The organism is Streptomyces sp. NPDC006739 (assembly GCF_042869815.1).
GTDB lineage: Bacteria > Actinomycetota > Actinomycetes > Streptomycetales > Streptomycetaceae > Streptomyces.
Window position 1 is genome coordinate 280,157 of sequence record NZ_JBIAGM010000002.1, and the last position, 20,377, is coordinate 300,533.

Consider the following 20,377-nt stretch of genomic DNA (forward strand, 5'->3'; position numbering starts at 1 on the left):
GTTCACAGCCGTTCGACGATCGTCACGTTGGCCTGGCCGCCGCCCTCGCACATGGTCTGCAGGCCGTACCGGCCGCCGGTGTGCTCCAGTTCGTGCAGCAGGGTCGTCATCAGTTTGGCGCCGGTGGCGCCGAGGGGGTGGCCGAGGGCGATCGCGCCGCCGTTGACGTTGACCTTCTCCGGGTCGGCGCCGGTCTCCTCGAGCCAGGCCAGGACGACCGGTGCGAAGGCCTCGTTGATCTCGACCAGGTCGAGGTCGCCGATGGTCAGACCGGTCTTCTTCAGTGCGTGGGCGGTGGCGGGGATCGGCGCGGTGAGCATGCGGATGGGGTCCTCGCCGCGCACCGACAGGTGGTGCACGCGGGCGCGCGGACGCAGACCGTGTTCCCGGACCGCCCGCTCGGAGGCCAGCAGCAGGGCCGCCGCGCCGTCGGAGACCTGGGAGGAGCAGGCGGCGGTGACGGTGCCGCCGGCGATGACCGGCTTCAGGGCGGCCATCTTCTCCAGGGAGGTGTCCCGGCGCGGGCCCTCGTCGGTGCGGACGTCGGCGTAGGGCACCAGTTCCCGGTCGAAGCGGCCCTCGTCGATGGCCCGGACCGCCCGCCGGTGCGAGCGCAGGGCGAACTCCTCCTGGTCCTGGCGGCTGATGCCCCACTTGGCGGCGATCATCTCGGCGCCGGCGAACTGGTTGACGGGCTTGTCGCCGTAGCGGCTCCGCCAGCCGCTGCTGCCGGCGAAGGGACCCTGGGTGAACCCCAGCGGCTCGGCGGCCTGCCGGGTGGCGAAGGCGATCGGGATCTGGGACATGTTCTGCACCCCGCCCGCGACGACCAGGTCCTGGGTGCCGGAGAGCACGGCCTGTGCGGCGAAGTGCACGGCCTGCTGCGAGGAGCCGCACTGCCGGTCGACGGTCACGCCGGGCACCTCCTCGGGCAGCCCGGCCGCCAGCCAGCAGGTCCGGGCGATGTCCCCGGCCTGCGGTCCGACCGTGTCCAGGCAGCCGAAGACGACGTCCTCGACGGCGGCCGGGTCCACGCCCGAGCGTGCGACCAGTTCCTTGAGCACGTGCGCGCCCAGGTCGGCCGGGTGCACCCCGCTCAGCCCGCCCCCGCGTCGTCCGACGGGCGTGCGCACCGCTTCGACTATGTAGGCCTCGGCCATGACAACTCCCTCACAGGAAAGGCATGTTCACGATGAAGGGACTATGCGCGTACGGCGATCCCGTCCAGCACCATCGACAGGTACTGCCGGGCGATCTCCTCCGGGCTGTGCTGTCCGCCGGGCCGGTACCAGGAGGCGGCGACCCAGACCGTGTCGCGCACGAACCGGTAGGTGAGGCGGACGTCGAGGTCGGAGCGGAACGCCCGCTCGGCGACCCCCCGCTCCAGGGTGGACAGCCAGGCCTTCTCGAACCTGCGCTGCGAGTCGGCGAGGAAGGTGAACCGGTCCTGCGCCACGAGCTGTCTGCTCTCCTTCTGGTAGATCGCGACGGCGGCGCGGTGCCGGTCGATCTCCCGGAAGGACTCGGTGACCAGCGCCTCCAGCGTCCGGCGCGGTTCGAACCCGGCGGCCAGGACGGTGTCGTAGCCGTCCCCCAGTTCGTCGAGGAAGGTCCGCAGGATCTCCTCCAGCATCGACTCCTTGGAGTCGAAGTGGTAGTAGAGGCTGCCCGCGAGCATGCCCGCCCGGTCCGCGATCTTGCGTACGGTGGTGGCGTTGTAGCCCTGCTCGGCGAAGACCTCGGCGGCGGTTTCGAGGAGTTCGCGGCGGCGCGCGGGCGCGGCGGTCACCTGGGGCTTCTTCTTGGTCGGCACGGGTCCATTGTGGTCCTACGGATGCCGGCTGCTGACGGAGACGACTTCGCCCGTCATGTACGAGGAGTAGCCGGAGGCCAGGAACACGATGACGTTGGCCACCTCCCAGGGTTCGGCGTACCGCCCGAAGGCCTCGCGGGCGGTCAGTTCCGCCAGCAGCTCAGGGGTCGTCACCTTCACCAGGTGCGGGTGCATGGCGAGGCTGGGCGAGACGGCGTTGACCCGCACCCCGTACCCGGCCGCCTCCATCGCCGCGCACCGGGTCAGCGCCATCACCCCGGCCTTCGCGGCGGCGTAGTGGGCCTGCCCGGCCTGGGCGCGCCAGCCGACGACCGAGGCGTTGTTGACGATCACCCCGCCGCTCCCGTGCTCCCCGAACAGCCGGAGCGCGGCCCGGGTGCACCGGAAGGTGCCGTTCAGCGTCACGTCGAGCACGGTCGACCACTGCTCGTCCGTCATGTCGACGAGGGCCGATGTGCCGCCCAGGCCCGCGTTGTTGACGACGACGTCCAGCCGGCCGTGCTCCCGCAGCGCCGTGTCGAACAGCGCGCGCACCTGGGCGTCGTCGGTGACGTCGCAGGGCGTCGCCGTGACGGCCCCGGGGAACTCCCGGGCCAGTTCGGCCTCGTGTTCCTTCAGGCGGCGCGGGTGGGCGTCGCTGATCAGCACCCGTGCGCCCTCCTCCAGGAAGCGGCGCGCGGTCGCCCCGCCGATCCCCGCTCCGGCCGCCGCGGTGATGACGGCGGTGCGGTCCTTCAGCAACCCGTGCCCGGGGACGTACGCCGGGCTCTCGACGCCTGTCATGGGCCCACGCTAACCTACCAAACACTTGTTAGGGAAGGATGGTGCCGTCGTGGACCTCACCCACGCTCCGGCCGACGAGGAGTTCCGCGCCGAGGCCCGCGCCTGGCTGGACGCGCACGTGCCGCGTACCCCGCTGCCCTCCCTGGAGACGGCGGAGGGCTTCGCGGCACACCGCGCCTGGGAGGCCGAACTGGCCGCGGACCGCTGGTCGGTGGTGTCCTGGCCGCGGGCCTACGGCGGCCGGGACGCCGGGCTGCTGCGCTGGCTGGTGTTCGAGGAGGAGTACTACGCGGCGGGCGCGCCCGGGCGCGTGGGCCAGAACGGGATCAGCCTGCTCGCCCCCACCCTCTTCGACCACGGCAGCGAGGAGCAGCGCGCCCGGGTGCTGCCGCCCATGGCCCGTGGCGAGGTGATCTGGGCGCAGGCCTGGTCCGAGCCGGAGGCGGGCTCCGACCTGGCCGCGCTCACCTCCAGGGCGGTCCGCACCGACGGCGGCTGGCTGATCGGCGGGCAGAAGACCTGGTCCTCGCGGGCCGCCTTCGCCGACCGGGCCTTCGGCCTGTTCCGCAGCGACCCCGGGGCGCCGAAACCCCATCAAGGCCTGACGTACCTCATGTTCGACCTGCGCGCGCCGGGGGTCACGGTCCGCCCGATCGGCCGCCTCGACGGCAGGCCGGCCTTCGCGGAGCTGTTCCTGGACGAGGTGTTCGTACCGGACGAGGACGTGATCGGCGAGCCCGGGCAGGGCTGGCGCATCGCGATGTCGACGGCGGGCAACGAACGCGGACTGACCCTGCGCTCACCCGGCCGCTTCCTCGCCGGTGCCGACCGCCTGTTCGAGCTGTGGCGCGCCCGCGGCTGCCCGGCATCCGAACGCGCGCGGGTGGCGGACGCCCTCGTCGGCGCCCGCGCCTACCAGCTGTTCACCTATGCCGCCGCCTGCCGTTTCCTGGACGGCGCCGAACTCGGCCCCGAGTCCAGCCTGAACAAGGTCTTCTGGTCCGAGTACGACCTCGCACTGCACGAGACGGCGCTCGATCTGCTCGGCGAGGACGGCGAGCGGGCGGACACGGCATGGGCGGAGGGCTACGTCTTCTCCCTGGCCGGCCCCATCTACGCGGGCACCAACGAGATCCAGCGCGACATCATCGCCGAGCGCCTGCTCGGCCTGCCGAAGGGACGCCGCTGATGCGCTTCCTCCTCGACACCGAGCAGCGCGCCTTCGCCGACTCCCTGCACGCGATGCTGACGGCCGCGGACACGCCGTCGGTGGTGCGGGACTGGAACCGCGGCGACCACACCGGCGGGCGGGCGCTGTGGTCCCGCCTCGCCGAGGCGGGGGTGTTCGCGCTCGCGGTGCCCGAGACGTACGACGGGCTGGGCGCCCACCCCGTCGAACTGGCCGTGGCCTTCCTCGAGCTGGGCAGACACGCGGTGCCCGGACCGCTGGTGGAGACGGTCGCGGCGGCCGTGCTGCTCGCCGGGCCGGGCCCGTCGGCCGAACGGTTCCTGCCCGGGCTGGCGAAGGGCGCGACGATGGCGACGGTGGCCCTCGGGACCCACGCCCTCGACGGCGACGCGGCGGACCTCCACCTCGCCCTGACCCCCGAGGGCCTGCGCCTGTCCCCCGGCCCCGGCCCGGTGCGCCGCTCCCTGGACCCCGCCCGCCGGCTCACCCCCCTCGCCCCCGGCGGTGAACTCCTCAGCCCCCGCCCACCGGTCGACCGCGCCCTGGCCTGGGCCCGGCTGGCCACCGCCGCCCAGGCCCTCGGTGTCGGGCTCGCCCTGCTCGACCGGACGGTCGCGTATGTCGGGCAGCGGACCCAGTTCGGCGTCCCCGTCGGCTCCTTCCAGGCGGTCAAGCACCGGCTGGCGGACGCGAAGATCGCCCTGGAGTTCGCCCGGCCCCTCCTCTTCGGGGCCGCGCTGACCCTCGACGCGGCCGATGTGGCCGCCGCCCGACTGAGCGCGTGCGAGGCGGCCTACAGCACCGCGCGCACCGCGCTCCAGTTGCACGGCGCGATCGGCTACACGGCGGAGTACGACCTGTCCCTGTGGCTGACCAAGGCCCGCGCCCTGCGCACGGCCTGGGGCGGCCCCGACGAGTGCCGGGACCTGGTCCTGGCGGGCGCGGCCGGCGGTACCGCCCGTGGTGCCGCCGACGGGGGACGCCGCCGGTGAGTTCCCGGTGGGCGCGGGCAAAGCGGCGGCGCCTGCCCGTTCGTCCGGTCGGGGACTGGGGGGCAGGCGCCGTCTTCGGGGGGTCCGGGGGCAAGCCCCCGGACACCAGCCCGTACGCCGTTGTACGGGACGTTCTCTCGGGCGTGGCTCAGACCATCAGCGAGCGGTCCGTCGGCCGGATCGGGGCCGGCAGTTCGCTGGCACCCGTGAGGAAGCGGTCCACGCCACGGGCGGCCGAGCGGCCCTCCGCGATGGCCCACACGATGAGGGACTGGCCGCGGCCCGCGTCACCGGCGACGAAGACACCGGGGACGCTGGTCTGGAATTCGGCGTCGCGGGCGATGTTGCCGCGCTCGTCGAGGTCCAGCCCGAACTGGTCCACCAGGCCGTTCTCCCGGTCGGTACCGGTGAAGCCCATGGCGAGGGTGACCAGCTGGGCGGGGATCTTGCGCTCGGTGCCCGGCTTCTGGGTCAGCTTGCCCTCGACGAACTCCACCTCGGTCAGGTGCAGCCACTGGACGTTGCCGTCCTCGTCGCCCTCGAAGTGGGTCGTCGAGACCGAGTAGACCCGCTCGCCGCCCTCCTCGTGCGCCGAGGTGACCTTGTACAGCATGGGGAAGGTCGGCCAGGGCTGGGCGACCGGGTGCCGCTCGTCGTTCGGGCGGGGCATGATCTCCAGCTGGGTGACGGAGGCCGCGCCCTGCCGGTGGGCGGTGCCCACGCAGTCCGCGCCGGTGTCACCGCCGCCGATGACGACGACGTGCTTGCCCTCGGCCGAGATCGGCGGCGCCACATAGTCGCCCTCCTGGACCTTGTTGGCCAGGGGCAGGTACTCCATCGCCTGGTAGATGCCCGTCAGTTCCCGGCCCGGGACCGGGAGGTCACGGGCGGTGGTGGCACCGGCCGCGACGACGATCGCGTCGTACCGCTTCTTCAGGTCGGTCGCCTTGAGGTCGCGGCCGATCTCGATGCCGGTGCGGAAGCGGGTGCCCTCCGCGCGCATCTGCTCGATACGGCGGTTGATGTGCCGCTTCTCCATCTTGAACTCGGGGATGCCGTAGCGGAGGAGGCCTCCGATGCGGTCCGCGCGCTCGTAGACGGCGACGGTGTGGCCGGCCCGGGTCAGCTGCTGGGCGGCGGCGAGTCCCGCCGGGCCGGAGCCGATGACCGCGACCGTCTTGCCGGACAGGCGCTCGGGGGCCTGCGGCCTGACGTCGCCGGTGTCCCACGCCTTGTCGATGATCGAGACCTCGACGTTCTTGATGGTGACCGGCGGCTGGTTGATGCCCAGCACACAGGCCGACTCGCAGGGAGCCGGGCAGAGGCGACCGGTGAACTCCGGGAAGTTGTTGGTCGCGTGCAGGCGCTCTGAGGCGGCCGCCCAGTCCTCACGGTAGGCGTAGTCGTTCCACTCGGGGATCAGGTTCCCCAGCGGACAGCCGTTGTGGCAGAACGGGATGCCGCAGTCCATGCACCGGCTGGCCTGCTTGCTGATGATCGGCAGCAGGGAGCCGGGGACGTAGACCTCGTTCCAGTCCTTGACGCGCTCTTCGACGGGGCGGGTCTTGGCGACCTCACGGCCGTGGTTCAGGAAGCCCTTCGGGTCAGCCATTGATCGCCGCCTCCATCATCTTCTCGGTGATCTCGGTCTCGGAGAGACCGGCTCGCTCGGCGGCGTCCTTGGCGGCGAGCACTGCCTTGTACGTGCTGGGAATGATCTTGCTGAACCGCTGCACGGCCACGTCCCAGTCGGCGAGCAGCTTCCCGGCGACCGTCGAGCCGGTCTCCTCGGCGTGGCGGCGCACCACGTCGTGCAGCCACTGCTTGTCCGTGTCGTCCAGCGCCTCGACGGAGTCCACGTTGCCGGCGTTGACGTTGTCGCGGTCCAGGTCGATCACGTACGCGATACCGCCGGACATGCCGGCCGCGAAGTTGCGGCCCGTCTCGCCGAGGACCACGGCGTGACCGCCGGTCATGTACTCGCAGCCGTGGTCGCCCACGCCCTCGGAGACGACCGTCGCGCCGGAGTTGCGCACGCAGAACCGCTCACCGGTACGGCCGCGCAGGAACAGTTCGCCGCCGGTCGCGCCGTAGGCGATCGTGTTGCCCGCGATCGTGGAGAACTCGGCGAGGTGGTCGGCGCCCCGGTCGGGACGGACGATCACCCGGCCGCCGGACAGGCCCTTGCCGACGTAGTCGTTGGCGTCGCCCTCCAGGCGCAGCGTGACGCCGCGCGGCAGGAAGGCGCCGAAGGACTGGCCGGCCGATCCGGTGAAGGTGATGTCGATGGTGTCGTCGGGCAGGCCCGCACCGCCGAACTTCTTCGTCACCTCGTGGCCGAGCATGGTGCCGACCGTGCGGTTGATGTTGCGGATGGCGACCTGGGCGCGCACCGGCTGGGCGTCGGTCGCGCCGGAGGCGGCCAGGGCGTCGGCGGCGAGCTTGATCAGCTCGTTGTCCAGCGCCTTCTCCAGGCCGTGGTCCTGGGCGACGGCCTGGTGGAGCACCGCGCCGTCGGGCAGCTCGGGCACGTGGAAGAGCGGCTCCAGGTTCAGGCCCTGTGCCTTCCAGTGGTCGACGGCCCGCTGGACGTCGAGGACCTCGGCGTGGCCGACGGCCTCCTCGATGGAGCGGAAGCCCAGCTCGGCGAGCAGCTCGCGGACCTCCTCGGCGATGAACCGGAAGAAGTTCACGACGTACTCGGCCTTGCCGGAGAACCGGTCCCGCAGGGTCGGGTTCTGGGTGGCGATGCCGACGGGGCAGGTGTCCAGGTGGCAGACGCGCATCATGACGCAGCCGGAGACGACCAGCGGCGCGGTCGCGAAACCGAACTCCTCGGCGCCGAGCAGCGCGGCGATGATCACGTCACGGCCGGTCTTCAGCTGTCCGTCGGTCTGCACCACGATGCGGTCGCGCAGGCCGTTGAGCAGCAGGGTCTGCTGGGTCTCGGCGAGGCCCAGCTCCCAGGGACCGCCGGCGTGCTTGAGCGAGGTCAGCGGCGAGGCGCCCGTACCACCGTCGTGACCCGAGATGAGCACGACGTCCGCGTGCGCCTTGGACACACCCGCGGCGACCGTGCCGACACCGACCTCGGAGACCAGCTTGACGTGAATCCGCGCCCGAGGGTTCGCGTTCTTCAGGTCGTGGATCAGCTGGGCCAGGTCCTCGATGGAGTAGATGTCGTGGTGCGGCGGCGGGGAGATGAGGCCCACGCCCGGGGTGCTGTGCCGGGTCCTGGCGACCCAGGGGTAGACCTTGTGGCCGGGCAGCTGGCCGCCCTCGCCGGGCTTGGCGCCCTGGGCCATCTTGATCTGGATGTCGTCCGCGTTGACGAGGTACTCGCTCGTCACGCCGAAGCGGCCGGAGGCCACCTGCTTGATGGCGCTGCGCCGGGCCGGGTCGTACAGACGGTCCGGGTCCTCGCCGCCCTCACCGGTGTTGGACTTGCCGCCCAGCTGGTTCATGGCGATGGCGAGGGTTTCGTGCGCCTCCTTGGAGATGGAGCCGTACGACATGGCGCCGGTGGAGAAGCGCTTGACGATCTCGGAGACGGGCTCGACCTCGTCGACGGAGATCGGCTGCCGGTCCGACTTGAAGCCGAACAGGCCGCGCAGCGTCATCAGGCGCTCGGACTGCTCGTTCACCCGGGACGTGTACTTCTTGAAGATGTCGAAGCGGCCGGAGCGCGTGGAGTGCTGGAGGCGGAAGACCGTCTCCGGGTCGAACAGGTGCGGCTCGCCCTCGCGGCGCCACTGGTACTCGCCCCCTATCTCCAGGGCGCGGTGGGCCGGGGCGATCCCGCTGGCCGGGTACGCCTTCGCGTGCCGGGCGGCGACCTCCCGGGCGACGACGTCGATGCCGACGCCGCCGATCTTGGTGGCGGTGCCGTTGAAGTACTTCGCGACGAAGGCCTCGTCGAGACCGACGGCCTCGAAGACCTGGGCGCCGCGGTAGGACGCGACGGTCGAGATGCCCATCTTGGACATGACCTTCAGGACGCCCTTGCCGAGGGCGTAGATCAGGTTGCGGATGGCCTTCTCGGCCTCGATGCCGGGCAGGAAGGTGCCCGCGCGGACCAGGTCCTCGACGGACTCCATGGCCAGGTACGGGTTGACGGCGGCGGCGCCGAAGCCGATGAGCAGGGCGACGTGGTGGACCTCGCGGACGTCACCGGCCTCGACCAGCAGGCCCACCTGGGTGCGCTGCTTGGTGCGGATGAGGTGGTGGTGGACGGCCGAGGTGAGCAGCAGCGACGGGATCGGGGCGTGCTCGGCGTCCGAGTGGCGGTCCGACAGGACGATCAGCCGGGCGCCGTTGTCGATGGCGGCGTCCGCCTCGGCGCAGATCTCCTCGATGCGCGCGGCGAGGGCGTCACCGCCGCCGGAGACCCGGTACAGGCCGGAGAGCGTCGCGGCCTTGAAGCCGGGCATGTCGCCGTCGGCGTTGATGTGGATGAGCTTGGCCAGCTCGTCGTTGTCGATGACCGGGAAGGGGAGCGTGACGCTGCGGCAGGAGGCGGCCGTCGGCTCCAGGATGTTGCCCTCCGGACCCAGCGACGAGCGCAGCGAGGTGACCAGCTCCTCGCGGATCGCGTCCAGCGGCGGGTTGGTGACCTGCGCGAACAGCTGGGTGAAGTAGTCGAACAGCAGCCGCGGGCGCTCGGACAGGGCCGCGATCGGGCTGTCCGTGCCCATCGAGCCGATCGGCTCCGCGCCGGCCTTGGCCATCGGGGCCAGGATGACGCGCAGCTCCTCCTCGGTGTAGCCGAAGGTCTGCTGGCGGCGGGTGACCGAGGCGTGGGTGTGCACGATGTGCTCGCGCTCGGGCAGGTCGCCCAGCTCGATCTCGCCGGCCTCCAGCCACTCGGCGTAGGGGGCCTCGGCGGCGAGCCGCGCCTTGATCTCGTCGTCCTCGATGATGCGGTGCTCGGCGGTGTCGACGAGGAACATGCGGCCGGGCTGCAGCCGGCCCTTGCGGACGACCTTGGCCGGGTCGATGTCGAGGACGCCGACCTCGGAGCCGAGGACGACGAGGCCGTCGTCGGTGACCCAGTAGCGGCCGGGGCGCAGGCCGTTGCGGTCGAGTACGGCGCCGACCTGGGTGCCGTCGGTGAAGGTGACGCAGGCCGGGCCGTCCCAGGGCTCCATCATCGTGGAGTGGAACTGGTAGAAGGCGCGCCGGTCCGGGTCCATGGAGTCGTGGTTCTCCCACGCCTCGGGGATCATCATCAGCACGGAGTGCGGCAGCGAGCGGCCGCCCAGGTGCAGGAGTTCGAGCACCTCGTCGAAGGACGCCGAGTCGGAGGCGTCGGGCGTACACACCGGGAAGATGCGGTCCAGCTTCTCCTGCTGTCCGAACAGCTCGGAGACCAGCTGGGACTCGCGGGCGACCATCCAGTTGCGGTTGCCCTTGACGGTGTTGATCTCACCGTTGTGGGCGACGAAGCGGTAGGGGTGCGCGAGCGGCCAGCTCGGGAAGGTGTTGGTGGAGAACCGGGAGTGCACGAGCGCGATCGCGGAGGCGAAGCGGCGGTCGGACAGGTCCGGGAAGAAGGGCTCCAGCTGACCGGTGGTGAGCATGCCCTTGTAGACGATCGTCCGGGCGGAGAGCGAGGGGAAGTAGACGCCGACCTCGCGCTCGGCGCGCTTGCGCAGCACGAACGCCTTGCGGTCCAGCGCGATGCCCTCGCTGGCGCCGTCGGTGACGAAGACCTGCCGGAAGGCCGGCATGGTCGAGCGGGCGGTGGCGCCCAGCAGTTCGGGGGCGACCGGGACCGCGCGCCAGCCGAGGACCGTCAGGCCCTCCTCGGCAGCGATCGTCTCGATCCGCGAGACGGCGTCCTCGATGCCGTCCTCCGGGAGGAAGGCGATGCCGACGGCGTACGAGCCTGCCGCGGGGAGGTCGAATCCGGCCACCTCGCGGAAGAAGGCGTCGGGCACCTGCGAGAGAATGCCCGCGCCGTCCCCGGAGTCGGGCTCGGAGCCGGTGGCGCCGCGGTGCTCCAGGTTGCGCAGAACCGTGAGCGCCTGCTCGACCAGCGCGTGGCTCGCCTCGCCGGTGAGGGTGGCCACGAAGCCGACGCCACAGGCGTCGTGCTCGTTGCGGGGGTCGTACATACCCTGCGCAGCAGGGCGAGCATCCATGAAGGACCAGTTCTGGCCATTCGCGGAATGCTGGGACGGCTGGCGCGGCGTACGCATCGGCTCTCCCGTCGTCGTCTCAAGTGGCTGGAACCCCTCCCAGGCTCTTGAGGCTCTGGGGGAGCAGATTGCCGAGGGACGACGTTGGCCCTCTGCGGAGTGCAAAATTTCGTGCAGGTTACATGATGGAGCGGTTCTCGGGAACCGGATACTCCGTTCCAGCATGCGGACGCCGCTGTGGCGGCGGGGTACCACGCACGGGCGGCAGAAGTATGGGGGAACCGATCCGGACAAGATCGATCAGATCGGTGCCGGTCGGCCCACGGGGCGGGGGGAGCGTCGTCGCCCACCCCGCAGGTGTACGGCAGGCGTCATTGCCCACAGCGCTTACGGCTCATGCCCGGTGGTCACGCGGTCGAAACCAGCGAGTAATGGCTATCTATGCGGCCCAACGCATAAGTAGCGGTACGGCTATCCTACGGCCGTACCGAACAGGCTGCCCAGGGCGTACGTCACACCGGCCGCCGCCCCGCCCAGCACGAGCTGCCGCAGCCCGCTGTACCACCAGCTGCGCGCGGTCACCCTTGCCACCACGGCGCCGCAGCCGAACAGCCCGACGAGCGCGAGCAGCAGGGCCGGCCACAGCGCGGTCGCGCCCAGCAGGAAGGGCAGGACGGGCAGCAGCGCGCCCAGCGCGAAGGAGCCGAACGAGGACACGGCCGCGACCAGCGGCGACGGCAGATCGCCGGGGTCGATGCCCAGTTCCTCGCGGGCGTGTATCTCCAGGGCCTGCTCGGGGTCCCGGGACAGCTGCCGGGCGACTTCCCGGGCCAGCTCGGGTTCGACGCCCCGGCTCTCGTAGAGCGCGGCCAGCTCGCGCTCCTCGTCCTGCGGGTGCTTGCGCAGTTCGCTCCGCTCGACGTCGAGCTCGGCCTCGACCAGCTCACGCTGGGAGGCGACGGAGGTGTATTCTCCGGCCGCCATGGAGAAGGCGCCGGCCGCCAGTCCGGCGAGACCCGTGATGACGATGGTCTGATGGCCCACCGAGCCGCCCGCGACGCCGGTCATCAGGGCGAGGTTGGAGACCAGGCCGTCCATGGCGCCGAAGACGGCGGGGCGCAGCCAGCCACCGTTGACGTCCCGGTGCGTGTGGTTGTCGCGGTGCGCCTCGTGCAGCGCCGCCTCGGTTTCGATGATGGCCATGAAGGGGTCCCCCAGGAAGCTTAGCCAAAGCTAACTTTGGATCGGTTCTACTTTTCGACAACACCGAATCTACGCCCGGCATTCCGTCCCCGCCAGCAAGGAAAGGCTGGGCTAACCTGCGGTTTTGGCGATGCGACCGGGTGACAGCACCCTGTCCGAGGCTCCCCCGCACCCCGGTGGGGGGACATCTCCCCAAAGGGCTCCGCGCCCTGGCGGAGCCGCCCCGGAGGTGTGGCCCTATGGCATCGATCCGCGAACGGGCGTGCGGCGCGCTGCTCGGGCTGGCCGTCGGCGACGCGCTCGGGGCGCCGGCGGAGAACCTGAAGCCCTCCGAGATCCGGGCCCGCTGGGGCCGCATCACCGGGTACGTGGCCGAGAAGCCGTCCGGCACCGACGACACCGAGTACGCGATCTTCTCCGGCCTGCTGCTGGCCCGGCACGGCTCGGCGCTCACCCCGGCGCACGCGGAGGCGGCCTGGCACGAGTGGATCGCCGACCGCGCGGAGGGCCGCTTCCGGGGGGCGGGCTTCAGCGAGCGCGGCACGCTGGAGAACCTGCGCCGGGGGCTGGCGGCACCCATCTCCGCCCAGCACCGGCACGCCTGGAGCGACGGGCTGGCGATGCGGGCGGCGCCGTTCGGGGTGTTCGCGGCGGGGCGCCCGGGTGAGGCGGCACGGCTGGTGGCGATCGACGGCTCGGTCAGCCATGAGGGCGAGGGCATCTACGGCGGCCAGGCGGTCGCCGCCGGGGTGGCGGCGGCGATGGCGGGCGCCCCGGCCGCCGTGGTCGTCGCCTCCGCGCTCGCGGTGGTCCCCGACGACTCCTGGACGGCCCGCTCCCTGCGCCGTGCCGTCGCGGTCGCCCACCGGGGCGAACGCGCGGTGCGCTCCGCGGTCGTCATCGGCGGCTACCCCTGGACCGACCTGGCCCCCGAGGCGGTCGCCCTCGCCTTCGGCGCGTACGCGGCGGCCGACGGCGACTTCCGGGAGGCGGTCCTGACGGCCGTGAACATGGGCCGCGACGCGGACACCACGGCCGCGGTGGCGGGCGCCCTCGCGGGCGCAACCCAGGGCAGCGCGGCGATCCCGGCCGAGTGGTCCGCGGCGATCGGCCCGGCCCGGGGCAGCTGCCTGCCGTCGATGGCCGGCCGCCACGTCCTGGAGGTGGCCGACCTGCTGGTACCCCAAGAGGCCCCGGCCCCCGTGAAGCCCCTGAGACTCCCAGGGCGAAGCCCCCTCCCGGCCCCCACCACCACGGCCGCCACCGCCGCCCCCACCACTGCGGCCACCGCCGCCCCCTCCACTGCCGCCACTGCCGCCGCCCTCGCCGCTGCGACCGCCGCCGTCACCGCCACCTCGGCCACCTCGGCCACCCCGGACACCCCGACCACCCCAGTCGCGCCCACCACCTCAGTCGCGCCCACCACAGCACCCACCGGCACCACTGCCGCCACCCCGGCCACCGCCGCTGTAGCGGCCATCACTGCCGCCACCCCGGCCACCGCCGCTGTAGCGGCCACCACGCCCACCGGCACCACTGTCGCCACCCTCACCGCCGCTTCCCCCCACCCCGCCGTCGCAGGCACCCCCACCGGCGAGTCCCGGTCATGACGCGGCGTATCGAAGGGCTCCTGCTCGGCCTCGCCGCAGGCGACGCCGCCGGCTGGCCCGCCGCTCGGCACCGGGCCGCGCGGATGCCCGAGTGGACCCGGCGGCTGACGCGCGAGCTGGACACCTTCGCCGAGCAGAACGCCACGACCACCCTCCCGGTGCCGATCGCGCTCAACCAGCCCCCGGAGCCGCTGCGCCTCGGCCCCTCCGACGACGCCGAGTGGGCGGCGTTCGCGGCCGAGGCGGTGCTGCGCGCAGGCGACGACAGCGCGCTCGGCGACCTCAGCAGGGAACGCCGGACGCGCGCCGCCATCGACCTCACCTGGAGCGCCGTGGCCTGCGAGGTCGCCGCGGCGGCGGAACGCGCCCCGGAGATCGAGTCGGCCGTGCTGCCCCTGCGCGCCCGTATCTCCGTGCGCGCCGGACTCGGCAACCTCGCCGCCGGCCTGCGTCCGCCCGCCAGCGGCCACGACAACCCTCACTACTTCGACGACGCGGCCTGCGTCCGCGCCTGTGTGCTCGCGGTGGCCCACCCCGGCGACCCGGGAGCCGCCGCCGACCTGGCCGAGTTCGACGCCCGTTACACCCAGGACGGCGACGGTGTGCACGGCGCCCGGGCGATGGCCGCCGCCCTCGCGCTGGCCCTCGCCGGAGCCGACGTCGACGCGTGCGTCACGGCGGCGCTCGCCGAGCTGCCGGCCGGGACGGAGATCGGCCGCAACGCCCGCCACGCCCTGGCGCTGGCCCGGGACGCCGGCCCCGCCGTCGGCGCCTTCGCCCTCGTCCCCCTCCTCGAACACCAGATCGTGGACCATGTCTACAGCTACGGCATCGCCGCCGCCGAGACGGTCCCCGTCGCCCTCGCCCTGGCCACCGCCGCACGGGGCCGCATCGCCGAGGCCGTCCCCGCGGCGGCCTGTCTGTCCCGGGTCGCCGACTCCGCCCCCGCCCTCGCGGGCGCCCTCACCGGAGCCCTCGGCGGCGGCGACGCCGTTCCGTCCGCCTGGCGGGAGGCCTGCCGCGTCCTGCCCGGCTGCACCCTGCCCCGCCTCACCGGCACCGACCTGGTGGAACTCGCCGGACTCCTGGAAGCCGCGCAACCGCCCCCTCCGGGGGGATGATTCGGGCATGACGCCCAAAGGAGAAGAAATCAAACGGGCAGCGGACGGCGGGCCGCGTCTGTCGCGGCTGGACGAACGGATCACCGGGGCCCTCGTCGGAGCCGCCGTCGGCGACGCCCTCGGCGGCCCCGTCGAGGGCTACTCCCCCGACCAGATCATGGAACGGCACAGCGGCCGTGTCACCGGCGTCGTCGGCCCCTGGAACGGTGCCGCCTGGCGCACCGCCCGCCCGCTCGCGCCGTACCACAAGGGCGACGGCCATGTCACCGACGACACGTTGATGACGCACGCGCTGGTACGGGTGTACGACCAGGTCCGCGACCACCTCGACGCCTACGCCGTCGCCGACCACCTGGTCCCCGACCTGATGACGAACCCGCGCTGGATCCCGGAGCTGGAGGCCGAGGCGCTTCCCCTGCACCGGATCTTCCTCGCGGAGAAGTGGCTGGTGGCACGACTGGCCTACGGTCACGCCGACCCCAGGGAAGCGGGCGTGGGCAACATCGTCAACTGCGGTGCGGCGATGTACATGGCGCCCGTCGGCCTGGTCAACGCGGCCCGTCCGGAGGCGGCGTACGCCGAGGCGCTGGACATCGCCGGCGCCCACCAGTCGTCGTACGGCAGGGAGGCGGCCGGCGTGTTCGCGGCGGCCGTGGCGGCGGCGGTGACGCCCGGCGCGACCCCCGGGTCGGTGGTGGCGGCCTGCCTGGAGCTGGCGAAGGACGGCACCCGCAAGGCCATCGACGCGGTGTGCGAAGTGGCCGCCCGCCACGGCGACTTCGAGTCGGCACTGGTCCCGCTGCGGGAGGCGGTCGCCCCGTACGACACGGTGGGCCCGGACTACCGCAACCCCTCGCTGGCCGCCCGCCGCCCGTCCCGGCTGCACGCCGTCGAGGAACTCCCCGTCGCCCTCGGCATGCTGCTGGTCTCCGGCGGCGACTACCGCGCGGCGGTCCTCGGTTCGGTCAACTACGGCCGCGACTGCGACTCGATCGCGACGATGGCCGGTGCCCTGGCCGGCGCCCTCGGCTCCCCCGTGCCCGAGGAGTGGTCCAAGACGGTGGCCGAGGCGAGCCGCCTGGACCTGTGGGAACCGGGCCGTGTCCTCACGGAGGTGGCCCGGGAGGTGTACGAACGGGACGTACGACGCCGACGGTCTCACGAACGGGCGTTCGCAGAACTCGGGGGCTCCGGATGCTCCGACTGACCTGGGTCCAGCCCGAGGACCTGCTGGGTCATGAACTCGACCAGGCCAGGCAGGACGGCCGTGAGCCCAGGGCGATCGAGGCGAGGTGGCGGGCGGCGGGCGGCGGCCGGGCGCCGCGGCGGGCCGGGGCCTCGGGGCCGCGGGCCTCGCGCTATCTGCGGTTGCTGGCGGACGACCTGCTGGACGAACTGGCGGACCTGCCCAGCAGACTGACGGAGGACGAGCCGACGGAACTGGAGAAGATCAGGAAGCTGTGTCCGCACTGGCCGGCCCGGCCCGCCGGCCCCGGCGGCCCGGACCCCGGCCCGCTCGGCCTGGAGGCGGCCTGGCTCGGCAGAGCGGTCGGCTGCCTCCTGGGCAAACCGGTGGAGAAGCTCCCCCTGGACGGCATCCGCCGACTCGCCAGGTCCACCGGCAACTGGCCCCTGACCACCTGGTTCACCGCGCGGGGCGTCCCCGGGGACCTCCTGGAGACCTATCCGTGGAACCATCGCTCCGCCGCGACCAGCCTCGCCGAGAACATCGACGGCATGCCCGAGGACGACGACCTCAACTACCCGCTCCTCAACCTCCTGCTGCTCGAACGCCACGGCAAGGCCTTCACCACCACGGACGTGGCGGGGCTCTGGCTCGACGAACTCCCGGCCGGCCGCACCTTCACCGCCGAACGCGTCGCCTACCGCAACCTCCTCACCGGTGTCGAGCCCCCGCACACGGCCCGCCACCGCAACCCCTTCCGCGAATGGATCGGCGCCCTGATCCGCGCGGACGTGCACGGCTGGACCAACCCCGGCGACCCGGCCGCCGCTGCCGAACAGGCCCACCGCGACGCCACCCTCACCCACACCGCCAACGGCGTCTACGCGGCCATGTTCACGGCCGCCGCCATCGCCACCGCGGCCACCGGCACCCATGACGTGCACGCCTGTCTGCGGGCCGGCCGCTCGGTGATCCCGCCCCGCTCCCGGCTGGCCCACGCCGTCGGCCACGCCGTCCGACTGGCCGAGCGGCACGAGGACTTCGACACGGTCGTGGACGAACTGCACGCCCTCCACTCCCCCGTCCACCACTGGGTCCACGCGATCCCCAACACCGCCCTGCTCGCCGCCGCCCTCACCCACGCCGACGGCGACTTCACCGGCTCGGTCTGCCGTGCGGTGTCCGGCGGCTGGGACACCGACTCCAACGGCGCGACCGCCGGCAGCATCGCCGGCCTCCTCGCGGGCAGCCCGACCGCGCTCCCCCACCGCTGGACGGCCCCCCTGAAGAACCGGCTCGCCACCTCCGTCGCCGACTTCGACGGCACCGGCTTCGACACCCTCGCCCATCTCACCCACGCGCTCACTCACCCGGAGGCGAACCGCCCATGACCCACATCGCCGTGCTCGGCAGCACGAACATGGACCTCGTCGCGTACGTCGAGAAGGCGCCGCAACGCGGGGAGACCGTGACGGGACGGGAGTTCCACACGGTCCCCGGCGGCAAGGGCGCCAACCAGGCGATCGCCGCGGCCCGGGCCGGCGCCACCGTCTCGATGATCGGCGCGGTCGGCAACGACGCCTTCGGCGTCCGGCTGCGCGACACCCTCGAACACTCCGGTGTGGACACCGACTCGCTGCGCACGGTCGAGGGGCCGTCCGGCACCGCGCACATCGTGGTGGACGACGAGGGCGCCAACGCCATCGTGGTGATCCCCGGCGCGAACGGCACCGTCGACCACCTCTCCGTCGGCGACGAGGGCGTCATCGCCTCCGCCGACTCGCTCCTGCTGCAACTGGAGATCCCGCTGGACGCGGTCCTGGCCGGCGCGCAGGCCGCCCGCCGGCACGGCGTCCGTACCGTCCTCACCCCCGCCCCCGCCCAGCCGCTGCCCCCCGAACTCCTCGAAGCCGTCGACCTGTTGGTGCCCAACGAGTACGAGGCGGTCACCCTCACCGGCCGCACCGACCCGCGCGACGCCGCCATCGCGCTGCTCGAACTGGTGCCGGAGGTGGTCGTCACCCTGGGCGCGGCGGGCAGCCTGTACGTGTCCCGGCACGCGGAGCCGCTCGTGGTCCCCGCGCCCCGGGTGACGGCGGTGGACTCGACCGGCGCGGGCGACACCTTCGCCGGCGCGCTCGCGGTGGCCCTCGCCGAGGAGAAACCGGTCCGGGAGGCGCTGACCTGGGCGGCAGCGGCGGCCTCGATCTCCGTGCAGCGGCCGGGGGCGTCGGCGTCGATGCCGTACCGCCCGGAGATCGAGGCGCAGTACACCGCATGAGCGCCCCCACCGCTTCGGGCGCTTCGGCCCCGCCGCTGAGCGGTCTGCGGGTCCTCGATCTGGCGACCCTCTTCGCCGGCCCCCTCGCCGCCACCCTGCTCGGCGACTTCGGCGCCGAGGTCGTCAAGGTCGAGCACCCCGAACGGCCCGACCCGTCCCGGGGCCACGGCCCCGCCAAGCACGGGATCGGTCTGTGGTGGAAGGTGCTCGGGCGCAACAAGCGCACCATCACCCTCGACCTGTCCAAGCCCGGCGGCCGGACCACCCTGCTGCGGCTGGCCGCCACCGCGGACGTCGTCATCGAGAACTTCCGCCCGGGAACCCTGGAGAAGTGGGACCTGGGCTGGGAGGAGCTGGCCGCCGTCAATCCGCGGCTGGTGCTGACCCGGGTCACCGCCTTCGGACAGTTCGGCCCGTACGCGCACCGGCCGGGCTTCGGCACGCTCGCCGAGGCGATGAGCGGCTTCGCCGCCGTCACCGGGGAGCCGGACGCGCCCCCGACCCTCCCGCCGTTCGGCCTCGCCGACTCCATCGCGGGCCTGGCGACGGCGTACGCCGTGCTGACCGCGCTGGCCGCGCGGGAGCGCACCGGCGAGGGCCAGGTGGTGGACATGGCGATCATCGAGCCGATCCTGACCGTCCTCGGCCCGCAGCCGACCTGGTACGACCAGCTCGGTCTGGTGCAGCCGCGCACCGGCAACCGGTCCGCCAACAACGCCCCCCGCAACACCTACCGCACGGCCGACGGCGCCTGGATCGCGGTCTCCACCTCCGCCCAGTCGGTGGCGGAGCGGGTGCTGCGCCTGGTGGGGCGTGCGGAGCTGATCGACGAGCCATGGTTCGCGACCGGCGCCGGCCGGGCCGCGCACGCCGCGGTCCTGGACGAGGCGGTCGGCTCCTGGATCGCCGCCCGCGGCCGCGCCGAGGTCCTCGCGGCCTTCGAGAAGGCGGAGGCGGCGGCGGCCCCGGTCCAGGACGTCCGGGACGTGCTGGCGGACCCGCAGTACCAGGCCCTGGACACCGTCACCACGGTGGACGACCCGGAGCTGGGACCGCTGCGCATGCAGAACGTCCTGTTCCGGCTGTCCGCCACGCCCGGCGCGATCCGCTGGGCGGGCCGCCCGCACGGCGCCGACACGGACGCGGTCCTCGCCGAACTGGGCCTGACCGCGGCCGAGCGCCACGCCCTGCGCGAGGAGGGCGTCCTGTGACGCCGTTCCCGCTGACCTGGCTGTACGTCCCGGGGGACCGCCCGCACGTGGTGGCCAAGGCGCTGGTGTCGGGCGCGGACGTGGTGGTGATCGACTTGGAGGACGCGGTCGCCCCCGACCGCAAGGAGTACGCCCGAGCGGCCACCGCCGACCTGCTCCGCGAGCACCTCCCGGTCCCGGTCCAGGTGCGCGTCAACGCGCTGGACGGTCCCTGGGCGGCGGCGGACCTCGCCGCGGTGGCCCCGCTGGCGGGCGTGTCGGGGCTGCGGCTGCCGAAGGTGACGTCGCCGGAACAGGTGCGGCGGGTCGCCGGCGCCACCACCCTGCCCCTCTACGCCCTCCTGGAGACGGCCCTGGGCATCGAGCACGCGTACGCCGTCGCCGCCGCGCACCCCTCGCTGCGGGGCATCTCCCTCGGTGAGGCCGATCTCAGGGCCGACCTGGGTCTGCGGGACGAGGCCGGGCTGGACTGGATCCGCTCCCGTGTGGTCGTCGCCGCCCGCGCGGCCGGTCTCCCCCCGCCGCCCCAGTCGGTCCACCCCGACATCCGGGACCTGCGGGGACTCGCCGCGAGCTGTGCCCACGGGCGCGCGCTGGGCTTCCTGGGCCGGGCGGCGATCCACCCCCGTCAGCTGCCGGTGATCGAGCGGGCGTACCTGCCCACGGAGGCGGAGGTCGAACAGGCCGAGACGGTCGTCAAGGCTGCGTCCGCGAACCCGGGCGCGCAGGCCCTGCCGGACGGGCGCTTCGTGGACGCGGCGGTGGTGGCGGCGGCGCGGCGCACGCTGTCCCTGGTCGGGCGGTCCTGACACACGGCGAGGGCGCCC

The 20,377-nt window shown here is 73.2% G+C and carries 14 protein-coding genes and 1 pseudogene; 9 read left to right on the plus strand and 6 right to left on the minus strand.

What is annotated here, in order from left to right; genetic code table 11:
• Positions 1–2: 2 nt before the first annotated feature.
• The 3 genes from ACFYMM_RS04680 to ACFYMM_RS04690 are packed head-to-tail and all read right to left on the minus strand — an operon-like array spanning position 3 to position 2,617.
• Positions 3–1,160, minus strand: coding sequence for an acetyl-CoA C-acetyltransferase (locus ACFYMM_RS04680; RefSeq protein ID WP_388383803.1), 1,158 nt, complete (start codon positions 1,158–1,160; stop codon positions 3–5).
• Between the two features lie 41 nt (positions 1,161–1,201).
• The gene (locus tag ACFYMM_RS04685; RefSeq protein ID WP_388383805.1) at positions 1,202–1,813 is read right to left on the minus strand and encodes a TetR/AcrR family transcriptional regulator; all 612 of its coding nucleotides are present in this window, start codon (positions 1,811–1,813) and stop codon (positions 1,202–1,204) included.
• A 15-nt stretch (positions 1,814–1,828) separates the two neighbouring features.
• Complete coding sequence (locus ACFYMM_RS04690) at positions 1,829–2,617, minus strand: SDR family oxidoreductase (protein ID WP_388383806.1); 789 nt, start codon at positions 2,615–2,617, stop codon at positions 1,829–1,831.
• Positions 2,618–2,666: 49 nt separating this feature from the next.
• Here ACFYMM_RS04690 and ACFYMM_RS04695 point away from each other — a divergent pair, with 49 nt between their 5' ends.
• Together ACFYMM_RS04695 and ACFYMM_RS04700 are read left to right on the plus strand one after the other, a co-directional pair.
• On the plus strand, positions 2,667–3,806 hold the full coding sequence (locus ACFYMM_RS04695; protein WP_388383808.1) for an acyl-CoA dehydrogenase family protein: 1,140 nt from the start codon (positions 2,667–2,669) through the stop codon (positions 3,804–3,806).
• Entirely contained in the window at positions 3,806–4,798 is a 993-nt protein-coding gene (locus ACFYMM_RS04700; RefSeq protein WP_388383810.1) for an acyl-CoA dehydrogenase family protein, read from the plus strand. The genes ACFYMM_RS04695 and ACFYMM_RS04700 overlap by 1 nt, the downstream gene beginning before the upstream one ends.
• A gap of 148 nt (positions 4,799–4,946) precedes the next feature.
• Here ACFYMM_RS04700 and ACFYMM_RS04705 read toward each other — a convergent pair whose 3' ends face one another.
• From ACFYMM_RS04705 to ACFYMM_RS04715, 3 genes are all read right to left on the minus strand, one after another.
• A complete protein-coding gene (locus ACFYMM_RS04705) occupies positions 4,947–6,410 on the minus strand; it encodes a glutamate synthase subunit beta (protein ID WP_388383812.1) in 1,464 nt (487 codons plus the stop codon).
• The gene (gltB, locus tag ACFYMM_RS04710) at positions 6,403–10,998 is read right to left on the minus strand and encodes a glutamate synthase large subunit (protein WP_388383814.1); all 4,596 of its coding nucleotides are present in this window, start codon (positions 10,996–10,998) and stop codon (positions 6,403–6,405) included. The genes ACFYMM_RS04705 and gltB overlap by 8 nt, the downstream gene beginning before the upstream one ends.
• A 411-nt stretch (positions 10,999–11,409) precedes the next feature.
• Entirely contained in the window at positions 11,410–12,141 is a 732-nt protein-coding gene (locus tag ACFYMM_RS04715) for a VIT1/CCC1 transporter family protein (protein WP_388383816.1), read from the minus strand.
• Positions 12,142–12,380: 239 nt separating this feature from the next.
• Here ACFYMM_RS04715 and ACFYMM_RS04720 point away from each other — a divergent pair.
• The 7 genes and pseudogenes from ACFYMM_RS04720 to ACFYMM_RS04750 form a co-directional block, all read left to right on the plus strand.
• Positions 12,381–13,331: pseudogene (locus ACFYMM_RS04720) on the plus strand (ADP-ribosylglycohydrolase family protein); the annotation flags it as partial.
• A gap of 416 nt (positions 13,332–13,747) precedes the next feature.
• Complete coding sequence (locus ACFYMM_RS04725) at positions 13,748–14,872, plus strand: ADP-ribosylglycohydrolase family protein (RefSeq protein WP_388383818.1); 1,125 nt, start codon at positions 13,748–13,750, stop codon at positions 14,870–14,872.
• A gap of 7 nt (positions 14,873–14,879) precedes the next feature.
• A complete protein-coding gene (locus ACFYMM_RS04730; protein ID WP_388383820.1) occupies positions 14,880–16,079 on the plus strand; it encodes an ADP-ribosylglycohydrolase family protein in 1,200 nt (399 codons plus the stop codon).
• Positions 16,067–17,449 (plus strand): ADP-ribosylglycohydrolase family protein, encoded by a 1,383-nt coding sequence (locus ACFYMM_RS04735; protein WP_388383822.1) that lies wholly within the window; start codon positions 16,067–16,069, stop codon positions 17,447–17,449. The genes ACFYMM_RS04730 and ACFYMM_RS04735 overlap by 13 nt, the downstream gene beginning before the upstream one ends.
• Entirely contained in the window at positions 17,446–18,339 is an 894-nt protein-coding gene (gene rbsK / locus ACFYMM_RS04740; protein WP_388383824.1) for a ribokinase, read from the plus strand. The genes ACFYMM_RS04735 and rbsK overlap by 4 nt, the downstream gene beginning before the upstream one ends.
• Positions 18,336–19,550 carry a CaiB/BaiF CoA transferase family protein gene (locus ACFYMM_RS04745; RefSeq protein ID WP_388383825.1) on the plus strand — a complete coding sequence of 405 codons (1,215 nt, stop codon included), beginning with the start codon at positions 18,336–18,338 and terminating at the stop codon, positions 19,548–19,550. The genes rbsK and ACFYMM_RS04745 overlap by 4 nt, the downstream gene beginning before the upstream one ends.
• Positions 19,547–20,359 carry an HpcH/HpaI aldolase/citrate lyase family protein gene (locus ACFYMM_RS04750; protein WP_388383827.1) on the plus strand — a complete coding sequence of 271 codons (813 nt, stop codon included), beginning with the start codon at positions 19,547–19,549 and terminating at the stop codon, positions 20,357–20,359. Before ACFYMM_RS04745 ends, ACFYMM_RS04750 begins: the two co-directional genes overlap by 4 nt.
• Positions 20,360–20,377 lie beyond the last annotated feature (18 nt).

Bases quoted from the DNA above. Each gene is read 5' to 3' on its own strand.
- ACFYMM_RS04680 (WP_388383803.1), bottom strand. From the start codon at position 1,160: ATGGCCGAGGCCTACATAGTCGAAGCGGTGCGCACGCCCGTCGGACGA.
- ACFYMM_RS04690 (WP_388383806.1), bottom strand. From the start codon at position 2,617: ATGACAGGCGTCGAGAGCCCGGCGTACGTCCCCGGGCACGGGTTGCTG.
- ACFYMM_RS04700 (WP_388383810.1), top strand. From the start codon at position 3,806: ATGCGCTTCCTCCTCGACACCGAGCAGCGCGCCTTCGCCGACTCCCTG.
- ACFYMM_RS04705 (WP_388383812.1), bottom strand. From the start codon at position 6,410: ATGGCTGACCCGAAGGGCTTCCTGAACCACGGCCGTGAGGTCGCCAAG.
- gltB (WP_388383814.1), bottom strand. From the start codon at position 10,998: ATGCGTACGCCGCGCCAGCCGTCCCAGCATTCCGCGAATGGCCAGAAC.
- ACFYMM_RS04715 (WP_388383816.1), bottom strand. From the start codon at position 12,141: ATGGCCATCATCGAAACCGAGGCGGCGCTGCACGAGGCGCACCGCGAC.
- ACFYMM_RS04725 (WP_388383818.1), top strand. From the start codon at position 13,748: ATGACGCGGCGTATCGAAGGGCTCCTGCTCGGCCTCGCCGCAGGCGAC.
- ACFYMM_RS04730 (WP_388383820.1), top strand. From the start codon at position 14,880: ATGACGCCCAAAGGAGAAGAAATCAAACGGGCAGCGGACGGCGGGCCG.
- ACFYMM_RS04735 (WP_388383822.1), top strand. From the start codon at position 16,067: ATGCTCCGACTGACCTGGGTCCAGCCCGAGGACCTGCTGGGTCATGAA.
- rbsK (WP_388383824.1), top strand. From the start codon at position 17,446: ATGACCCACATCGCCGTGCTCGGCAGCACGAACATGGACCTCGTCGCG.
- ACFYMM_RS04745 (WP_388383825.1), top strand. From the start codon at position 18,336: ATGAGCGCCCCCACCGCTTCGGGCGCTTCGGCCCCGCCGCTGAGCGGT.